The 20,620-nt window shown below is 56.8% G+C and carries 14 protein-coding genes; 3 read left to right on the forward strand and 11 right to left on the reverse strand.

Annotation, left to right across the window (positions count from 1 at the left end):
- Positions 1-342: 342 nt before the first annotated feature.
- Complete coding sequence (locus SFX18_09510; GenBank protein MDX1963378.1) at positions 343-1,023, reverse strand: class I SAM-dependent methyltransferase; 681 nt, start codon at positions 1,021-1,023, stop codon at positions 343-345.
- A gap of 427 nt (positions 1,024-1,450) precedes the next feature.
- Between SFX18_09510 and SFX18_09515 the strand changes: the two genes are divergently transcribed.
- The gene (locus tag SFX18_09515) at positions 1,451-1,840 is read left to right on the forward strand and encodes a hypothetical protein (GenBank protein MDX1963379.1); all 390 of its coding nucleotides are present in this window, start codon (positions 1,451-1,453) and stop codon (positions 1,838-1,840) included.
- Positions 1,841-2,048: 208 nt separating this feature from the next.
- On the opposite strand, the gene SFX18_09520 is transcribed toward SFX18_09515, so the two are convergent.
- On the reverse strand, positions 2,049-2,252 hold the full coding sequence (locus SFX18_09520; GenBank protein ID MDX1963380.1) for a hypothetical protein: 204 nt from the start codon (positions 2,250-2,252) through the stop codon (positions 2,049-2,051).
- 266 nt (positions 2,253-2,518) lie between these two features.
- Positions 2,519-3,166, reverse strand: coding sequence for a methylated-DNA--[protein]-cysteine S-methyltransferase (locus tag SFX18_09525; GenBank protein MDX1963381.1), 648 nt, complete (start codon positions 3,164-3,166; stop codon positions 2,519-2,521).
- A gap of 278 nt (positions 3,167-3,444) precedes the next feature.
- Between SFX18_09525 and SFX18_09530 the strand changes: the two genes are divergently transcribed.
- Positions 3,445-3,942: a hypothetical protein gene (locus SFX18_09530; protein MDX1963382.1), complete on the forward strand. Its 498-nt coding sequence runs from the start codon at positions 3,445-3,447 to the stop codon at positions 3,940-3,942.
- A 177-nt stretch (positions 3,943-4,119) separates the two neighbouring features.
- Here the strand turns inward: SFX18_09530 and SFX18_09535 are convergent, their stop codons facing one another.
- From SFX18_09535 to SFX18_09550, 4 genes are all read right to left on the reverse strand, one after another.
- The gene (locus SFX18_09535) at positions 4,120-5,820 is read right to left on the reverse strand and encodes a pyridoxal-dependent decarboxylase (protein ID MDX1963383.1); all 1,701 of its coding nucleotides are present in this window, start codon (positions 5,818-5,820) and stop codon (positions 4,120-4,122) included.
- Positions 5,821-6,065: 245 nt separating this feature from the next.
- Positions 6,066-7,070: an ABC transporter permease gene (locus SFX18_09540; protein ID MDX1963384.1), complete on the reverse strand. Its 1,005-nt coding sequence runs from the start codon at positions 7,068-7,070 to the stop codon at positions 6,066-6,068.
- Positions 7,071-7,087: 17 nt separating this feature from the next.
- On the reverse strand, positions 7,088-8,092 hold the full coding sequence (locus SFX18_09545) for a substrate-binding domain-containing protein (GenBank protein MDX1963385.1): 1,005 nt from the start codon (positions 8,090-8,092) through the stop codon (positions 7,088-7,090).
- 148 nt (positions 8,093-8,240) lie between these two features.
- Complete coding sequence (locus tag SFX18_09550) at positions 8,241-10,298, reverse strand: hypothetical protein (protein MDX1963386.1); 2,058 nt, start codon at positions 10,296-10,298, stop codon at positions 8,241-8,243.
- Positions 10,299-10,581: 283 nt separating this feature from the next.
- On the opposite strand from SFX18_09550, the gene SFX18_09555 reads away from it, so the two are divergent.
- Positions 10,582-11,955: a TIGR00300 family protein gene (locus SFX18_09555; GenBank protein MDX1963387.1), complete on the forward strand. Its 1,374-nt coding sequence runs from the start codon at positions 10,582-10,584 to the stop codon at positions 11,953-11,955.
- 163 nt (positions 11,956-12,118) lie between these two features.
- Here SFX18_09555 and SFX18_09560 read toward each other — a convergent pair whose 3' ends face one another.
- From SFX18_09560 to SFX18_09575, 4 genes are all read right to left on the reverse strand, one after another.
- The gene (locus SFX18_09560; protein MDX1963388.1) at positions 12,119-16,069 is read right to left on the reverse strand and encodes a pentapeptide repeat-containing protein; all 3,951 of its coding nucleotides are present in this window, start codon (positions 16,067-16,069) and stop codon (positions 12,119-12,121) included.
- Between the two features lie 143 nt (positions 16,070-16,212).
- On the reverse strand, positions 16,213-17,406 hold the full coding sequence (locus SFX18_09565) for a ScyD/ScyE family protein (protein MDX1963389.1): 1,194 nt from the start codon (positions 17,404-17,406) through the stop codon (positions 16,213-16,215).
- 206 nt (positions 17,407-17,612) lie between these two features.
- Complete coding sequence (locus SFX18_09570) at positions 17,613-20,264, reverse strand: serine/threonine-protein kinase (protein ID MDX1963390.1); 2,652 nt, start codon at positions 20,262-20,264, stop codon at positions 17,613-17,615.
- A gap of 18 nt (positions 20,265-20,282) precedes the next feature.
- Positions 20,283-20,570, reverse strand: a complete 288-nt coding sequence (locus SFX18_09575) for a hypothetical protein (protein MDX1963391.1) — start codon at positions 20,568-20,570, stop codon at positions 20,283-20,285.
- Positions 20,571-20,620 lie beyond the last annotated feature (50 nt).

The following is a 20,620-nucleotide window of genomic DNA, read 5'->3' on the forward strand; positions in this document are numbered from 1 at the left end:
CCTTTGGTTCCCCGGAAATCCCGCGAAATCGTATTCCGTAGCAGAACTCGCAAGAGTTCTGGCTTTATGTTTCGTAACCAAACTGGTTCCGACGGCACCGGGACGGTGCCTACTACTCTGGAATTCTCGCGAATTCCGCTATCCGTAGCAGAACTCGCAAGAGTTTTGGCTTTACCCTTCGTAACCAAACTTGTTCCGACGGCACCGGGACGGTGCCTACTACTCTGGGATTCTCGCGAATTCCGCTACCCGTAGCAGAACTCGCAAGAGTTCTGGCTTTACCCTTCGTAACCAAACTTGTCCCGACGGCACCGGGACGGTGCCTACTACCCTGGAATACCGCTACGCCGCAACGGGGTTTTCCCAGCCGGCGGTGGCAATCCACGATTTATTGAGGCCTAGGACCTTTTCCGCCGTAACAGAGGCATGCGGGAATAAACGGCGGACTTCCGCACCGCTGAGAAGACGTATTTCCCGCACCAGTTCCACCGCCGCGGCCCGATCACGCACGCGGCCATAGGTTCCCAGGGAGACATGTTGTAACAACCATACTTGGGCCCATTCGGGCAGGAACTGAAAACCGGGGGTCAAAAAGTGCGGCTCAATGGGAAAATAGCGATTCGGCGTTTGAATATAGATCCGCTGTCCGACCCGCTGGACTTCCGCCGCCATCCGGGCCTGATCGGACCATTGGCCGACATGCTCAATCACCGAATTCGAGATCACCACCTCAAAGCTGCCATCGGCAAATTGCGACAGATCGCGGGCGTCGCCCCGCAAATACTGAAAATCCGGATGGCGCTCCGCGGGGAGTTCAATATTTAATAACGTAATGTGCCAATTCGCCGGAATCTGTTCCACCAGGCTTAGCCAGTAATCGGGCGTTCCCCCCACGTCCAAAATCCGCACCGGCCCCTCTAAGCGGCTCAACAAACCATGCAAATGCGCGAAACGTTTTTTACGACAAGCCGCCGCCCAGGAGTGTTTGCTGCGATGATCCGCCGTAGTCGCTAAAAATTGCATGCAGGAAATCCTTTAGCTAAGACAACCTAGGTGAAATAGAGCCATGTTGACGCTGACAATTCCCAAGGAAAAGTTGCAAGTCCCATGCCAGCGTGTTTTTGCTGTTCTTCACTAGCATCGCACGGACACACGCAGGGAGCGCGGCAAGGCCACTTAAAGTGTTATTAGCAGAGGAGTTCTGGATCGTTTGCCCATTTTCGGCCGGGCCCGCGGCGCGAGCTAATGTTTCGCCCCCTGTTTGTAGCGTTTACACATCATCCCCGGCAAAGAATCAACATTTCCCCTGTTCCCTAGTTAGAAAATCAAAGGCGATTCGCGGGATTTTGGGCATTTTTCGGCTTTGGCACATCAGTTGTAGTGTAGTTCCGCCGGCAAGAGCCTGGGTTGCTGGCAGGACGCTCTCGGATCCAATTTTTCCCTTTTCACGATGACTCCCTGTTGTGCCAGTGTTACCGCCGCCTCACCATTGTTGGGTCCCAGTTTGCGAATCATCCGCAGCCGTCCGCTAGCGCGGCTGGGCATCGGTTATCGCATTTTTTGCGCGACGCGGTTTCGCGCGGCGCGGACGAACCAGCATGCCGCGCGGCAAATCGCGAATCTCCAAATCGCCAGACAGGCCCAAGCGGAACAACTGAAACAACGTCCCCCCGTGGCACAACTGGCGCCTCCCCCCTGTCGGCTATTGCCAGGAGAACTGCTGCAACTAGAACGAATGCTGGTGGGCGGAAATCAAAATGAAGGCTTGCCACTAGCCAATTGGCGTATCGCCTGTGATCGACAGAAGGGCCTGGGAAATAACTGGGATTGCGAGTGTTAGTAAGCCGCCCCGTCAGGCAGGGGACAGACGGGAGATGGGTGGCGGGAAGCGGGTGTCAGGAGGTGGGTGGCGGGAGGGAACAGTGGCGAGGGGGGTTGTGGCAAGGGACATCAACCCGCAGCGTCAGAATTGTAGGTTAGGACCAACCGCCAAGAATTTTTACATTCCACTAAACGCCATCGGCGCTGTCCCAACAATAAAACTTCTTTTAACAGGAGGAAGCAGAGGGAGCAGAAACCCCCGCCGTCGTCGGAGATAATTTTCGCGACCAAAAATCGTATTGCGGGTCCCCCGCGTGAAAGCAAAAGACGGCGTCCGGTAAAGGTGGCTTATTCGCCACGGGCTGCGAACGGACCCTGACCACAATAGCGCCATCGGCACGGCGTTCGACTTGGTATTGATCTTCAGTCATGTGGGGAAAACTTTATGGTCCGCCGCGCCTTGCCTCTGTCAGCGGCAAAAACCGTACGTTTGAGGTTGTTCGTTATTATTTCCCAAGCTTGGCCCCCCCGCTAGAGCATTTTGCACGGGTAAAGAAAGCCGTGTGAAAAGTTGTCAAAAGTTACGCCGAAAATTGAGTTCTGGGCATCCTCCCGCATGATTGAGGCAATCCGTCCCGCGGGCGATTTTTTACTATGCAACAGGTTGTTAATCCATTCGAAATTCTGGTAAATTCCGCTACTCAAGTGGCAAAGTGACCCCTTCCAGTTGCAATAATCGCATTTTCGTGGCTAGTCCCCCGGGTGCCGAATACCCCTGCAACCCTTTGTGCCCGATGACCCGGTGGCAGGGAATCACCAGGGGAATTTGATTTTTGGCCATGACCGTCCCCACTGCCCGCGCTGCTCCCGGGTGGTTGACGGCGCGGGCCAAATCGCCATAAGTTTCGACTTGGCCTCTCGGAATATCGCGACAGGCGCGAATCACCGCCAACATAAAGGGGGTCATGCCAACCAGATCCACGGGAATCCTGGTAATGGGGACAGGCTCTCCGCTGGCATACCGAATGAGCAATTGCACGGCGCCCAACCACCAGTCCCCCCGCGCGGCTAATTCCCCGGCCGTGCGGCAATCCAAACACTCACTCGTCTGGGTGTAAATCAGCGGATCAACGACATTGGGCAATTCCAACCGCGCCTCCCGCATTCCCCGCAGCCCAAACCGCAGACGGCGCAAGCCTCGCGTGGTCCCTTGCAGGGCCATCCATCCCAGATCCGTGGGAAAAGCCACGCCAGTCAACGGCCGGGAAACGCTCCGGCGGGGCGAGTCCTCCGGCGTCCGTGGCTGGAAGTTGGTAGTTTTTTTAACGGAGACGGGATGGCTCATGGGTTGGTACTTTTACCCAATAAAGGAAGAAGCTGGTTCCCCTTTCCACCGGAGCATCGGCGGCAAGGGGTGATTGAGAGTCCATTATAACCCGCCGCGCCACCCGCATAAACGGCAGGTTTGATACAGTCCCCCCCAAAAACCGCATCGTTGGGAAAGAATGCCTCGCGGCGAATGACAATTCCTGAAATTCTCCCCTTAAATTGTGAGCTAGGTTTGTAGGACTTGCAGTGTGATGCAAGAGGTTTTATGCCGTTGACAGGCAAAGGAAAAGTATTATGGCCGGGCAGACTCGCAAACAGCTTTTTGTGGATCCCCACGTTCAAGGCAACTTGGCGTTGCGGGTGGTGGGTTATTGGCTGGCTTTGGTCGTAACGGCCATTGTAATGCTGATTACCTGGCGGATGTTTACCGGTCCAGCGCGGGTTTTTTACACGCATTTTGACGATTTATGGTTTCAGTATAAATTACCATTCATCGCCTCGGTGCTGCTGTTGCCCATTATCGTGTATGACATGGTGCGGTTTAGCAATCGCTTTAGCGGACCACTACTTCGTTTTCGGCGGGGTTTGCGGCAATTGGCCAGTGGCGAACCAACCCAGCAAATGCAATTTCGCGCGGGGGATTTTTGGAGCGAACTGGCCGAAGATTACAATCTGGTGGCCGCGCGGCTGGAACTGCTTGAACGGCAAATAGCAACTCTTAAGGGAGAAACCACGGTTACCGATGAAGCCGAGCCAGCCTCCACCAATGTAAAATCGACGGCAATCGCTTAAGCCACCTCCGTTAGAGGAGGGGCGAGGGGTGAGGGGCGAGGGACAAGGTCTTCATCACACTCCGTGTGATGATCATAAATGATTCATCAGGCGGGTCTGTTCTAATCCATAACTCTCAGAATTTCTCTTTACGCATTTCCCTCTCACGGAGTGAGAGGAACACACTGGCTAACACTCTCAGCCCGTAGACTCTTTTTCCGTCTTGTCGGCTTGCTCATTCTCTATCGCGGCAATGTCAATTTGGGTTCGCGCGGCCAGCACATGTTCGATAATCTCGCGCATGTGCCGCTCTTCCACAAACGGCGACAGGACGTAACTCTTTAACGCGACCAGGGGCTCGCCGTAATCGGTCGACCGGTAACAATCGGTTAATGAGATGGCGATTCCACGTCCGGCCAGGGCCTCGGACTGCACATACTCATAAATGCGCCGATTGTAAATATTGTGCAGTCGGACCTGTCCTCGCAGACTTGGATCCGTTTGTTCGCGCAGCTTAATAGTAAAGGTATCCACGTTATCGGGATAGACTCGCATTAGCGTGACCGGACCATGATTTAAATCATTGAGGACGGTCAGATTAGGATGGGCCTCCACCCCCTCACGCAGGGTTTCCGCCATTTCCACCGCATGGCCCAAGAGCGTTCGCAGCCCTTCTTTGCCAAAGCTGAGTAAACTTCCCAGCGCCGCCAGCATGCTGGTCCCCGCGCGCGAGGTTTCCAACGTTTGCATGCCGGGGTGGTATTCGCCGGAATGATACAAATAAGGCATGCTTTCGGGGGGTCGGCCGATCCGCTCCCAATCCGCCCGTTCCTTAAAAAGCACCAGCGAGGAAATGTACGGCGCGTAGCCCGTCTTATGAAAATCGACCCCCAGCGAATCCGCCCGACTCAACTGCCCGATTCGCCGCGTGGCGGCGGCCAACGCCCGCACCGTTCTCCCCCGAAAACCAAGCGGATTGGCCACGATATCGTAATCATTGAACACACTCCACGCCCAGCCAATGACGGCGTCGGCATGAATATGGGGAAGATACGGCAGGCGATATTCGCTGGCCAACCGATCGCGGATTTCACACACGCCCGCCAAGTCATCCAGCCCAAAGGCATCCGTCGTCCCCAGTGTGACCACAATCGCGGCAATCGCCTCTCCCGCGTCCAGAGCGGCGCGGGCGGTTTGCTCTAATTCCGGCAAAAGAATCGCGTTATCCGGGCCGGTGGGGACGCGGCGAACGCGATTACTTCCCAATCCCAACCAGGCGGCCACATTTTGAACGCAATAATGGCTTTGGTCGGAGGCCAACACCACGGCTGGCCGGGACAATCCCGCTTTGAGCGTGCCGGGAAGAGCTTTTTCCAAACCGACCTTGACTCCGTACAGGGTGCAGCCGGTCCCGCCAAAAGTGAACGCCCCCGTCGCGCGCAGCGGGTCATACCCCACCAAATCGGCAATCATGGCCGCTACGCGAACTTCGGCCTCGGCCAGCAGATGGCCGCTTTCCTCGCTGCACAAATTAGGGTTGTACGTGGCGGGCAAGATGGTGCCAATAATCCCCGCTATCCCCGGCTGCTGGATCACATTGACTTGCGTCCGGGGATGCCCCCAAATCAGCAACCCCTCTAAATACCGCACTAATTGCGGCACAACCGCTTCCAATGATTGCGGGGCATCCGCCAACTGGGACCGGCGGGCGGCCGCATAATCGGGCCGCGTGGGCCTGCCCAATATCGGTGCCTGGGACTTTAATTGGTCGACCTGATCCAAGGCTCGCAAAATGCTAAAGACCAAATAGGCGTCATGGACCTGGTCGGAGACCGGTTGCGGAAATGCCTGGCGCAACTGCGTAAGGAGAGCTTCGTAGGCGGGAGAAGTGCGGGACATAATGTAGCGGAATTCGCCAGAATTCCAGAGTAGTAGGCACCGTCCCGGTGCCGTCGGAACAAGTTTAGTTACGAAGGGTAAAGCCAGAACTTTTGCGAGTTCTGCTACGGATAGCGGAATTCGCCAGAATTCCAGAGTAGTAGGCACCGTCCCGGTGCCGTCTGAGCAAGTTTGGTAGTAGGCACCGTCCCGGTGCCGTCGGAACTTTGGTAATTTCGGCTACGGGCCATACCCCGTGTTTCTCCTTAGCCGCGCCACCGGCTGCGCCATTGGTCCACGGCGACCGCGCCAATCACAATTCCGCCTGAAATAATATCCCGCAGACGGTTTTCTAGGCCTAATTGGACGCAGCCACTCCCGACCACGGCCATGATGGCGGCGCCGCAAACCGTTCCCAAAACCGTCCCCCGTCCGCCGCTAAGGCTGGTCCCTCCCACAACCACCGCGGTAATAATCGCCAGCTCCATTCCCTGGCCCGCGGTGGGAATCCCCTTGCCAAACTCGGCGAATAAATACACTCCCGCCAGGCCAAAGCACATCCCCCCCAGGGCATAAATCAAAATTTTCCAAAAGGGGACAGGGACACCGCTGAGAATTGAGGCTGGCTCGTTGGATCCGATGGCATAGATGTAACGGCCCAGGACGGTAAACCGCATTAGCGTGCCGATCAATACCGCTAACAACACCGCCCCGCAAACACTAGGGGATATTGGCCAACCCGCGGGAGGTTCGGTCGCGACAAAATCGGCAAACGCGGCGGGGACCTGCTCGACACCGGGTAATACTTCGGACGCACCTTCGGGGACTAACAGTTTGCTGATCCCCAGATAGAGAGTCATGGTCCCCAGGGTGACAATAAACGGCACGATCCGCAGCGCGCTAACCAGTAGACCATTCCCCGCGCCGGCCAAACCCCCGGTCAAAACCGCGGCGGCAATCGCCACCGACGGAGGCCAGTCCCGTTGCAGGGCCAAGGCCAAAACCATCGAGGAGAGCGCGATGATCGATCCCGCCGACAAATCGATTCCCCCCGCGATGATGATCAGCGTCATTCCCAGGGCGGCCACGGTCAATTGGGCGGTTTCGTTGGTGATGGACTGGAAGTTGCGATAACGCAAAAATGTCCCGCCCCCCGGTTGCATTTGATTGGCCAGGGCAAAGACAGCCACAACCACCACTAGGGCAAGTAATGGTCCCAAAGCCGACCAAAGCTTGTTTCGCAAATTCCCCCACGCCAAGTTATTCATCATGAACTCGTCACGCGGTCTTACAGTTGGCGGGGGACCAAGAGGGCCTGCACCGCCGGATCGGTCCGATTGGCGGGAGTGGCCAACATTTCGCCGGTCGGTTGGTTCGGCTCGACCTGTTCGCCGCGCAAACTGGCCACCACGGTTTTTACCGAAAGATTGCCAATTTTGATGGGATTTTGCAGGATCAGGCCATGGACCTCGCCGGTTTCCAGCCCTCCCCGCAATTCCTCGCCCGTGTCAAAACCGATGAATTTTACTTTTCCCGCCAATTTGGCGTCGCGCAGGGCCTTCAGCATGCCGGTGGCGCACGATTCATTCACGGCAAAGATCCCCTGGACCTGATCGCCATGTTTGACCAGCAGTTGCTTGGCCACCTGCAGGGCGGTTTGGACCGTGGCTCCGGCGTATTGTTCCTGGGATAAAAACTCGAGCTGGGGGAACTCCTTGGCAACGGTGTCCAAAAAGCCCTTTTCCCGCTGCTCGGTGCTTTCGCTCCCTTCAGCATAACGGAGCAGAATAATTTTTCCCTGGCCATTTAACAAACGGCCCAGTTCGCGCGCGGCTAGCACCCCGCCGTTATAATTGTCCGTGGCGACATAACTGACCGCCGCCGCGGGATCGGCCAACGCGCTGTCAAAGATAACCGTGGGAATTTTGTTCTTCCCCGCGCTTTTTACCACATTCAGCAAGGCATTTTTATCCAGCGGGGCCAGGCAAATCCCGTCCACCCCCTTGGTTATAAAGTTATCGACTGTGTTGATCTGATCCTGGCGGTCGTCTTCCTTTAAGGGGCCTTGCCAGATTAACTCCACGTCCAGCTCGCGCGCGGCTTGGTCCGCGCCGTAATGGACGGACTTCCAAAATTGATGGGTGGTACCCTTGGGTATCATGGCGATGCGCAACTTAGCTGGTTGGCCGGAAGAATTTTGGGGCGAATTGCCGCAGCCACAAAAACTCAGCAAAAAAACCAACAATCCCAGACTAACGCCGGGTGCGCAGCGTCCCGCGGTGATGGCAAACATAGTAGCTCCCCCGTGTGCATGAATGGGAATGCATTCATTCCCGCAAATTACGACTGGCGTGTCCAGTTCCCTCGTCCCGGTTTTCTCACACCGGTTCCCTCGTGCGAGCTTCCTCGCCCCACATGTCCTCACCCCGGTTTTTTCGTCCTTAGTCGCGCGACCCCCGTGGACCGCGGCCCCCGCGGCGATAATCCCCGCGCTCCCCGCGGGGAGAACGGGCCCGCGACTCCATGTTTAACGAAACCAAAATACCCACGGCTTCCTTCCAAGGGACCACATCGCGATGGACATTGCGCAGCGGTTCATCATCGCCGTCCTCATCGGCATGGTCATCCCCCGAATCCCGTCCGGTTCCCGCATCGACGGGGCGGCGGGAACGGCCTCCCCCTTCGGCGGGCGAGCGGGGGACGCGGGGATCCCTGTCAAAATCGATGTCATAGCCATCTTCAATAGCGGCATCCACGTCACCGCCCCCCCGCGGACTAGACACATTCCCGGCGGAGGCGGACTTTTCGGGCCGATCTCCTTTGCGTTTGCGCCGACGGCGACGCCGAGAGCCTGATTTTTTATCCGGGCCAAAATCATCCGCGGCATCGCCCGCCAGTGGCCGATCAACGCCGCTTTCGGGTACTAATTCCGCCAAAATGGGTTCTTCGGGCACTGGACCTCGCGGCGGTGGAGGGTTTTCTCCGCGAAAGCCGGCATCCGTCCGCTTGCCCCCTCGGTCTCGCCCCCGTCGGCGTCTTCCTCCCCCGCGGGATTCTGGGTAGTCCCCCGCCCCGGAAGAACGTTGCCCGCCAAAGTCCTTCCCTGGCGCGTCAGGGTCCACGGGATCGTCGATGTCATCGGCGTCTTCCACAAATTTACGCCGTGGTTCTTCACGCTCGAATCCCGGTTGCGGTTTGGGAAGGGGAGGTCCCCCAATTTTATCATCAATAAGGTTAAACACATCCCACGGACTGCGGGCCGCCGTGGAAGACTCTTCCCCCCATAGTTCTCGAGTTGCCGATGTGATGCTGCGCGGGGGAGGAGCATCCTCCGCGCGGGGGCTATAGTCGGGCGTGGCAAGCTCTTCTTCAAATTCATCTTCTGTTGGGCAAAGATCCTCCGCCGCACTGATAGAGTCATGCGAGTCATCGCTGGTGGGTGGTTCTATGTCCTGGTAGGGACTTTTGCCAGTATAAGCCGGATATTCACCAGCGGGGTCGCTATCCCAAGCAAAAGGACTTTGACCCGTCGGGGGGGTCTCTTCCCGCGGATAGGCTGACTGGGGATAGCTGACCTGGGGATCATCAATTCTGGCTTGGGGACTCTGGTGGGCTTTCTGACCGCGCGTATCACGTCCCCGGTCATCCCTTTCACGACTTCTGCCTGGTCGATCTTCCCCCCTTTTGGCGTTTTCCTGGCGTCTCGTGCTTTCAGTTCTTTCCGGATGTCCGGCCCGTGGATCAGAGCCACGATTTCTTCCGCCACCTTCCGCGCCGGACCTGTCACGCGGTCCACGCCCCGAAGGCTCCCCGCGGGAGGCTCTGTCACCCCGTTCTCCCCGCGGGTCAGCGTCGCCACGCGGTCTGTCCATCGAAGCTTCCCTGCTAGAATCCCCGGTTCCCCGGGAACGCGAGCGATCTTCGCCGCGGGTTCGATCGGAACGCTCTCCTTCCCTGCGTGGAGGACGGGATTCTCCTCGTTCACGCTGTTCACCACGCTCGGTGCGGGGACCTCGCTCTCCCCTATCCCCATGCGTTTCACTAAAGGGATATTCTTCTCCGGATGTTGCGCGGTCTCGTCTCGCGCGCGAAGGGGTCTCTTCGCCTCTCGAAGGCCCGCGACTGGAATCCCTCTCGCTGGAACGTTGCCGCGGACGAGAGCCGACCTCATCAATGCTGGGCCGGGTGTCTTCCCCCCGCACCATGCGCAAAATCTGCGACTGACTCTCTCCGCCGGGGGTGACTTCTGGCGCGGAAGCCACGGGAGCACTGGCGGGATCAGGCATGGTGACCTGCAAGCCCAACTCCAAAGCCAATTCACTCCAATTTGCGGTGGGCAGGGATTTTGGCGTCGCAGTCGGTTTTGTCGCCGGACGGTTGGAAGGTATTGGCAATGGTTGGGAAGGTTCTGTCCCGGAGGGGGGTGCGTCAGGTTGGGTTGGCACGCCCAAATGGGAAATCAGATCAGACCAGGGATCGGCGGGAGAGTTTTCGGACATACAAAATTGGTAGAGGGATACGTTAAATGAGCAAAAATACCAGTCAATCGCGATAAAACGCAATTTTGGACCGGGGACATCTGGGAAAATTGAACATCACAATTTTCGTGATTTTTCGGATGACAAGCCCTTAATATACGCTGTAACTTATGATCTGAACAGTCTTTTCGTCACCAGAGCAATGGCCGCCAACCCACCCAAGGGGTAAGCTGGCAGAAGCCCGGGTTATAACCATTGGATATAATGGCGGCGGAAGAACCGCATCACCTGGCCGTCACTTCTCGTGGTTATTTCTGCCTTTTGTTTAGCCCAACGCCCGGCCAACGGCGGTTTGCTGGCGATTTTTTACATTCCCCTTTTCGCTGCTACTGTCACGCTGACCATGCCAACCACCCCCGCGCCATCACCCTCTCCCCACCGCGAAGAAGTGGAAATTCGCGGGCATATCATCGATAGCCTGCTTTTGCCAAAAATACTTGACACGATCATGGCGGGCGGGGGGACCTTTACCATAAAAAATGTGCAAATTGGGATTCAACGGCATGAACCCAGTCATGCCCGCATCGAGGTTTATGCCCCTACACGGAGCCAGTTAGACCAGATTCTGGCACAAATCAGCGATCACGGCGCGGTCCCGGTGACTTTGCATGACGCGGAACTGCGGATTGCGGATCTGGCGGGGGCGTTTCCCGAGGAATTTTATAGCACAACCAACCAACGGACCGAAATCCGCCGCCAGGGACGTTGGCTGCCCGTTGCCGATCAAGAAATGGACTGCGGGATAGTGGTGGACGGGGAGGGCCTAGCGCGATGCGTGCCCATGACCGATGTCCAACCCGGCATGATGATCGTCTGCGGCCACCAGGGAGTGCGGGTCTTTCCCGAGGAACGGGCCGCCAGCAAGCAAACCTTTGAATTTATGAATAGTCCGGTCTCCACCGAAAAACCCAAGGGGGTGGCCGTCCGGCAAATCGCCGAGGAACTGTTTGCGGCGCGCAAGTCCGGGGCGGAAGCACTGCTGGTGGGGGGGCCGGCCATTGTCCATACCGGTAGCGTCCCGTATGTCTGCGAACTGTTGCGGGGCGGGTATTTTTCACACCTGTTTGCCGGCAATGCCCTGGCCACCCACGACCTAGAGCACGCGCTTTACGGCACTAGCCTGGGCGTGTCGCTGGATAAAGGTGATCTTTTGGAGGCGGGGCACGAACATCACTTGCGGGCGATCAATCGCATCCGCCGGGCGGGGAGCATCTCGGCCGCGGTGGAGCAAGGGCTGATTAAGAGCGGTATTATGTATGAATGCGTGCGGCAAAATATCGACTTTTTACTGGCGGGCAGCATTCGTGACGACGGTCCCTTGCCCGATGTCATTACCGATTCGCTGGTGGCCCAGCGCGAGATGCGGGCAAGGATCAAAAATGTTACTTTTTGCCTGATGATCGCCACCACGTTGCACTCCATCGCCGTGGGAAATTTGCTACCCGCCTGGGTAAAGGTGGTCTGTGTCGATATTAATCCCTCCACTGTGATCAAATTGCAGGATCGCGGATCATTTCAGACAGTTGGGCTAGTGACCGATGTGGAGCCATTTCTCCGAGCCTTGGCCCAAGAAGTGCGAGCGCTCGAGCACGGTCAGGGATCAGGGAACGGGGAATAGGGAACAGGGAACGGTGATGGGGGATAAGCAGTTTGCCGCGACGCGCAGCACAAAGCCGCTGATAGCAGAAAAAAATCCGTTCATGGAAATATCATGCAACTCGAGCGGCTGACGTTATGCCGCTCTCAAAATATTAATGTGCTCAAAAAAATACTCTGTTAACTTATACTGTCGCTGTGCGCCGTTGTCGTTTTGTGCGTGCGATTGCTGCGTACAGTCCCAGGATCCCCCCGGCCAGGCCCAATCCCGTCAGTCCCGGTTCCGGTATGGGAGTGCTTGAACCAATTGGCCCAGCGGCCCCTCCGCTCAACGGATTGCCCGCTCCCGAACCCAAGAAGGTATCGATGGGCAGGTAATCGGCGGGATTCACGATACCGTCAAAGTTCCCATCCCCCAGCGTCCAGCCAGCGGACAACCCCGTGGTTATTAGCCCCAAATTGGAGTCAACCACCAGATAGTCCGAACCATCCACCCGGCCATCCAGATTGTAATCCCCGGGAAACGTAAAGCGGACGATGACCTGCATGAATCCCGTTTCTAATCCGGTATTTCCCAGCGTTAAATCATAAAACGGATTGCCAACGTCACCCAATTGGCTGTGAGCGTTATCCACGGCAATGATCACGCGGGTCCCGCCGGAGTTTTCCACCGTGGTGCTGCCAATCTGGGGCAGAGGATTGTTGCCCCCCGTTCCATGCTCATAAAAATTGTCGATGTATTGGGTCACTAACGCCAACGGATTGGGATCGGTGGGTGTGCCGCTATAGTGCAACACCAGGTCGTTATCCCCCAGGTCCAAGGCCGTGCCAACCCCCAATACCAGCCCCGGCGCGCCGGTTCCCCCGTTGGCCAGTGTATTATCGAGCACAATCAAGCCTGCCGCGCCGCCATTGGCAACCGCGGTGACCCGTGCTATCGTCCCCGCCGCGCCGCTACTGTCAAGCATCAGCGACTGTTGCCGCAGGCCCAGCGTGGTCAGATTGTGGCCCGCAACTACCGCACCCAGCGTGACTTCGCCGGTGGTGTAAAGCTTTGTCAAGTTCCACGTGTGGGCGCCGCTGACACTGAACGCGCCGCTGGGGCTGACGCCCGACCAGTCAAACAGGTCGAATGTGCGGCCAACCTGATCCGCCGCGTTGACCCCGGTGGCAAACGCCAGTTCCAGCGTGCCGCTCCGCGTGACGGGGATGCCCGACGCAAAGGAAATCGTCGAGTCCCATTGATCGGCGTCGAATTCCAGACGCAATGTGCCGGTGGCATCCATCGCCAGGGATTGATCGACGATGATGGGAAGGGGAGTATACGTTGGAGCTACATCGTAATCACGCACGGTCAGCGTCTTGCCGCCGGTCAAATCCAGCCCCGCAATGTGGCCGTTGGACTGGATCAGGTTGGTGGTGGTCGCGCCCGTAAAAGTCGCGTACACGGCAAACGCTCCGCGCAAGTCAGCGCCGGTCATATTCGCGTTGGTGAGATTCGCTCCGGGAACAATATATTCATAACCGGATTCGTCATAATCGAGGGAACCGCCAAAGTGGGCGTTAGCTAAGTTTGCATGGCTGAGGTTTGCGCCGGTCAAGTTGGTATCTGGATAACCGTAGAATGAATCGAGCCTTGCGCTGGATAGATTGGCATGGCTCAAATTGGCATTGGTGAGATTTGTGGCGTATAACCGCGCCGCGGTTAGATTTTTGCCAGCAAAGTTCGCGTTGTTCAGATTGTTCGCCCCTAGGTTGATTCCCGCCAGGTCGCCGCTGATGTAGCTGGCGGTCGAGTAAAGCTGTGCGAGAGTCACACTTTGCCCTGTGCCGGATTTAAAAAAGCTGGCGCCGGTGATAATGGCGTTGGTAAAAATCGCGCCGGTCAGAATATTGCCCCCTAACTCCGCCTGGGTTAAATTCGCGTTGCTAAAATTCACACCGGTTAAGTCCGCATCCCAAAAATACGCCTGCGTCAAATTTTGATTGCTCAAATCCGCGTTCGTGAGATTGATCCCCGCCACCTGGATTCTCGACAGATTGCGGTTCGTATAACTGGCCGTCGAAAGAAACTGATTTTTAGAAAGTCCCGTATAATTGAAGTTTGCTCCGACGATGATCGCCCCGGTAAAGTTCGCCCCGGTCAAGGTCGCGGCGTCAACGATTGCATTGGTCAGGTTGGCTTGCTGCAATTTGGCGTTCATCAGATCCGCGCTGCTAAGGACCGCGCCAGTCAGGTTGGCCTGGCGTAAATCGGCTCCCTTCAGATTCGTGTTCGTCAAATTCGCATTCGTGAGATTCTGGCTGGAAAGATTGATATTGGCAAAGCTTTGGTACCAAAGTTCAATTCCCGACAGATCGTGATTTTGGTAGCTGGCGGTCGAAGCAAGTTGCGCCGCGGATATTCTTCCCCTGACTGGCTCCGCAAAGGCATAAAACCGCGCGCCGCGCACGTCAGCGCCGCTAAAATTCGCCCCAGTGAGCGTCGTAAAATAGAAATTCACGTCACTCAGGTTCGCCTGGGTGAAATTTGCATTGTTTAACAGGGATTGCTGAAAATCCGCATTCGTCAAATTGGCTTGGCTGAAGTTCGCGCCGGTCAAGGTGGCGTAATTCAAACTGGCTTGCGTCAAGTTCTGGCTGAAGAAATTGGCGTTCGCAAATGGAACGCCGGTCAAATTGATGCCCATCAATTCATGGGCAGCGTAACTTGCCGTCGTGGCAAGTTTTGCGGGAGTCAAGTTCGAGCCACTGAAATTCGCTCCGCTGATCGATGCGCCGGTAAGATTGGCACCAGTCAAATCTGTTTGTGATAAGTTGGCATTCGTCAGGTTTGCCCCCGCGAACGAGGCCTGGTCGAGACTGGAACCTTGGAGATCGGCGTTCGTAAGATTGGCTTGGCCAAAGTTGGCGTTCGACAGCCTTGTGCTATTGAAACTGGCATTCGTCAGAATGAACTCGGCGAAATTTACGCTCGCGAGATTTTGACTGGTTATGGCGATCCCCGAGAGGTCTTTGGCGGCGAAACTGGCCGTTGTGGACAATTGGGCCAGGGTGATCCCACTCTCCGGGTAATAATACTCATCACGGGCAAACCGCGCCCCGCGTACCTCCGCTCCTGTCAGGTTTGTCCCGGTTAGATTGGCATAATCCAGATTGGCATTGCGGAGATTGGCTTGACTCAAGTTAACGTGGGACAAGTCCGCTTCAGACAACCCCTGATTTGAAAAATCGATCCCAGTCAAATTTGTACCGGCCAACCGGATTCCCCACAGACCTTTAGTCGCGTAATTGTAGGTGGAGGTAAGCTGCGCGGGGGTGATTCCCGTGCCGCTCAAATTTGCATAGGTTATGTCGGCATTGTCGAATATAGCACCAGTCAGATTCGCGTTTTCCAGAATTGCACTTGAGAAATTGGCATAACTAAAGTTGCCCTGACTCAGATTCGCATGATTCAATGCAGCACCGGAAAAATATGTCCGGGTGGCATCGACCTGGATCAGATTTGTGCCAGTGAGATTCGAATAACTGAAATAGCTATCAGTAATCTTTTGCGATTGGAAGTTGGCGTTCGTCAAGTTCACGCCATAGAGATTGATTCCCGACAAGTCCTGCTCCAGGTAACTCTGCGTTGTCGCGAGCTGCGCCGCGGAAATCCCGGAACCGGTAAAGTTCGCCCCGCGCACCTGCGCACCGGTAAAGTTCGCTCCTGTAAGCGTGGCGCTGCTGACTTCGGCGTTGGTCAGATTCGCCTGGCTCAGGTTGGCGTTCGTCAAATTGGCGTTGCCGAGATTCGCCCCAGACAATTCAGCTTGAAACAAATTCGTATTCGTCAAATTAGAGGGGATGATGTCAACGATACTTCCCTCGTAATCAAAAACGAGTTCCGCGGGCAGAGAAACGCCGCTCAGATAGGCCTTGGTCAGATTTCGATTCGCCCAATTCACTCCCGCCGTGGCAAACAGACCCGCGCCATCGGGCGCGAGCGTCATGCTTTGCTGCTTGCCGAGCGCCGGATTCGCCGGGTTGATATATTCCCACTCGAAGATATCGGCCCGCGCCGGCGGAACCACCGGAAACAAGGCGATTAGCGCCGCCATTACGGCCAACCGTCGTTTTTTCTTTACATGAACCATGGATCTCTCGTACCTTTCCGAATAAAAATGAACGTACAACGCTAGAGACGCCCAAACCGGGCGCCGCCAGCCATGTCAAGTCGGTGGGTGTCCTTTGTCACGGTTGGGACCCATCGGCCGTTTTTGATTGGTTGTTATTATTTCTACACCTTCCGCCGCACGCGCCACGCGAGGCCCACGCAACCCGCTCCGACCATGAACAGCCACGTTGCCGGCTCCGGCACCGGCGTGATTTTTAGCACTTGTCCTCCGGTGGGCACATTCGCGCGATTGGTGACATACAGCGATCCGTCCGGTCCCGCAGCCACCCCGCCGGGAAACGACAGCCCGGCATCGACGATGGTACTCCGCTCGCCCGTCAGGCCGTTGATCTTGAGGAGTTTGCCGGAACTCAAGCCCGCGCCCGGTGTCAAGCCGTTCGTGCTGACTTGCAGCACAAATAAGTTACCGGAGCTATCAAACGTGAGATCGATAATGTTTGTAAACCCGCTGTAAGCCACGGTGGTTGTCCCGGTCAGCGGATCATAGCGAAACACATTCGCCGCCCCGGGGGGAAAGGGAAAACCCGTCAACTGGCCGATGTAATAGGCATTGTCGGGACCGACCGCGATGGCCGTGGGGACCGATTGATAATTTGGCGGACCCAGGGGAAATAATGGATTTGGTTTCACCGGCAAAACAGCCAGCGTGCTAACCATCCCCGCCGGAGTGGCTTGGACAAAATCATTTGCCCCCGCGTCGGCGACGATGAAATTTCCGCTCGAATTGATCGCAAAGTGAAACGGATTGCTGTCGAAGATTGTTCCTTCGGGATTATTGTTTTGCTCGTGCAGCGTGATATCCGCCACCGGTGTGCGAACGCCCGAGCCATCCAGACTAAGCCTCGCGATTGTCCCCAATTCCGCGCCGGCGGGACCCAGATTTGCACTGCGCTGGTTGGCGGTTGAGCCAAAGCTGAACAGCCCATACGCCTGCCCCGAGCCGTCAAAGGCGATATCCTGCAACCCGCCCGCATCACCACCGCTGGCGTTGGCGACCGAGGGCAAACCGCTGAGGACGCGCGTTTGCACGCCGTTTTGCAGCTTGCTCAGACCGCTGCTCGCGCCGAGAAACGCCGTGGCTCCATTTCCCAGGACCACGCTTGGCCCGTTGCCGCCGCTGCCGGCTTCGGCCACGTATAATGCGCCATCCGGACCAAAATCCAGACCGCGTGGCGTGACCAGGCCGCTCATCACCTCGGTGATGTTATAATGCGCACCTGAGAGACTTGTTGGCGCCAAGTAACCGGCACAGCCGATTAACAAAGCTGACATCATGTTGCGTAAACGAACTTTCATGAGACGTTTTCCTTAGTAGGGGTAGGGCATCGTTTGTGAATCAAAAATACCGCCGACAGCGCGCAGACCGAGCGCGGCCAGCCAAATCGGTGGGTGTTATTGGTCACGGTGGGATTCGTCGGCCGCGACCAAATTAAAATGCGGGGAGCAAGAGTTGCCGTCGCTTGTTAAACGACCATCAGATCCTGCGAATGCCTGGTATTAAGTCATTCGGGATCCTCCCCTTGTGGAAGCGTGCCCGTTGCGGGCTTGATTTCCTGGATCATTTGTGTCGCTTCATCGCGCAGCAGGGTCAAGGGGACCATGCAATGCCAGGCTTCGCGCAATTTTCGTTGACCATACGTCACCGGTTCATCAATCATTTGTGTCGCATTCCGTAGTTCACGGTGCGCTGCTTCTGGCTGCCCCAGTCGGTGGCAAGCCATAGCCAGATAAAACCGGCTGTAAACAACCATACGCATATCGCTTGATTCAGCCGGCATGGACGCGATGGCTTGGCTGAGCAGAGATTGTGCCTCCGGGAAGCGACCAACCCGGTACAATGCCGCCCCCAGCGTGGAATGGTAGTTCGGGATGCGTGAATATCCCTGACCGTGCCGTTCGATAAAACCCACCATTTCTTCCGCGCTTTCCCGCGAATTCGGGGCCAGCAAACAAGCCCAGATCGCAAGTTCGGCGGATCGTTGGGTCTGCAACAGTTGGCCGCGGCGCATCAATTCGTCGCGGGTCGCTTGATAGCCCGCTTGGTCTTTACCCGCCAATTGCGCCAGCGAGAGAAAATATAAATAACGCGTTTGCTGAGGATCCTGGTCCCGCCGCGCGGCTGTTGCAAATGCCTGCGCGGCTTGTTTCCAGTCTCCCAGCGAGGCAAAATAGTAGCCCCGGAAATACCAACTTTCCCATTCGTCCGGGTGGGTGGCGGAAAGGTCTAAATCCCCGCGCAAGACCTCCAACCCGGCCTGGTCTCCCTGGGCCCTCAAGGTCTCGGCCAATCCCGCTGCCGCCGCCAGGACGGGGGTTTGCGCGTCATCAAACTGCGTGCGTTGAAAAGCCAGCACATCGCGAAAATGCTTTTCCGCCTCGTCATAGCGTGATTGGTCATGCAGCGCCCGGGCTAAAATAAACAACCCATGCGCCGTGTCGGGATGCATGGCGGGGTGCAAAGTTTTGTGCAACGCCACGGCTTTACGGCTCAGTTCCTCCGCTTTTGCCGAATTCTCTTGATCGGCGGCGGATTGAGCCAGATTATGCAGCACGGTTGCTTCCTCGGGAAACCGCCCGGGATGGCGGCGGGCGATTTCCAACGCCTCCCGCGCAAGCTGCTCCGCTTCCGCATGTTCGCCGCGCGCGACAAGATATAATTGCAAGGCGCTCAAAATGCGCATGGCTTCGCCGTCCGCTAGCTGCAACTGGCGGTGAATTGCCAACGCTTGGCGGGCTTGCTGCTCCGCCGCCGTTAACTCCCCCCGTCCAAACGAGTTTTTTGAATAATCCACCAAGCTGTGCGCGACTTCGGCGTGCGCCGGTCCAAACAAGCCCTGCCGCAACTCCAAAGCCTTTTTGAGGTGGGGTTCGGCCTTGTCAAAGGACTGCAAACCGCGATAAGCATTGCCAATGGTCGCGCGGATCTCCGCCTCGGTTGCGGGTTGATTCACCAAACGATCCACCAGATTCGCCGAAAAATCGTCAAGCATTTGCCGCACTGTGTAACCCGCCCCTTTGCTGGTGGAAGGATTGGCCAGTTCCAGCATTTGTTGCAACAAACCGCTTATCGCGCTCGCCTTGGATGCCGCCGCCAACGCTTGATGATGGGCAAACTGTTCGGATTCCCATCGCTGTTGGGCCAGCTCTTCTGCGCGGCGGGCCACGTTTGCCTGCCACACGCTCACCACCGTCCCCAACACCAACGCGAGTGCGATCAGGGCGACGGCGGTTATCGACGCCATGTTTCGCGCGGCAAACTTGCGAAATAAGTACAGCCGGGAGGGGGGGTGCGCTAGGACGGGAGCGTTTTCTAAAAAGCGATTTACATCCAGCGCCAGGTCATTGGCGGTCTGATAGCGGCGATTGCGATCCTTATCCAGCGCCTTCATCACGATCCAGTCCAGTTCGCCACGTACTTCGTGGCGTAAACGCGCTGGCTCGGTCAAGCGGTTGGCGGCAATGACGGGAAGCGTATCGCTGGAACTGACTTTGGTGCTGGGTTTGGGAGGATCCTCTTCGCGAATAATCCGCAGCATTTCATCCAAGGGGGCCGCTCGCAGCCTTTTTCCCTCGAACGGCGTCGAGCCCGTCACCAGTTCGTACAGCAACACTCCCAGGGAATAAATATCGCTGCGCGTGTCAATGTCCAGTTGGTTGAGCTTTGCCTGCTCGGGACTCATGTATTCCACCGTCCCGACTAACTGCCCCAGTTCGGTAAACATGGTTCGTTCGGTCAGCTTTTGTCCGGTCGCCTTGGCCACGCCAAAATCGATCACCTTGGGCACGGGGCAAAAGTCGTAATCAGCCACCAGAACATTGCCGGGTTTGAGATCGCGGTGAATGACTCCCTTTTGATGCGCGTGCTGTACCGCGTTGCATACCTGGATAAATAACCCCAGCCGGCCGCGCAGGGGCAAAAGTTGATCATCGCAATACTTGGCAATCGGGACGCCGCGGATTAGCTCCATCACAAAATAAGGGAGGCCGGATTCGGTCGCGCCTGCGTCCAGTACCCGCGCGATATTCATATGGTCCATCAGCGCAAGGGCCTGGCGCTCGGCTTCAAACCGCGCAATCACCTGCCGCGTGTCCATTCCCGGCTTGATAATCTTTAAGGCCACTTTGCGGTGCACCGGCTCCGTCTGTTCGGCCATAAACACCACGCCCATGCCTCATTCGCCAATTTGCTGAAGCAGCTTGTAGGGGCCGATTTGCGCGCCGAGTCTTTCAATCTGCCCCCCTTCGGTGTCTGGGAGCATGACACGGAACAAGGGTTTTTCCATGAAGCCCCCCATCTGGCGATGATTTTCCAGTAAATGTTCCACCTCGGCCCGCAAAGCGGCATTGTCAGCGCAACGGCTGTCCAGATAGGCGGCGCGTTCGGCGGGGGAATCAAACGCGATGGCTTCGCCAAATATGGTGGCGATTTGCGGTTCAAGAGTGGCGCTGGAATTCTTCACGGAAAATGCCTTTCTGCAGATAGTGCGAAATTCCGCCCCGCGACTGCTCA

Source organism: Pirellulales bacterium, from assembly GCA_033762255.1.
GTDB lineage: Bacteria > Planctomycetota > Planctomycetia > Pirellulales > JALHPA01 > JANRLT01.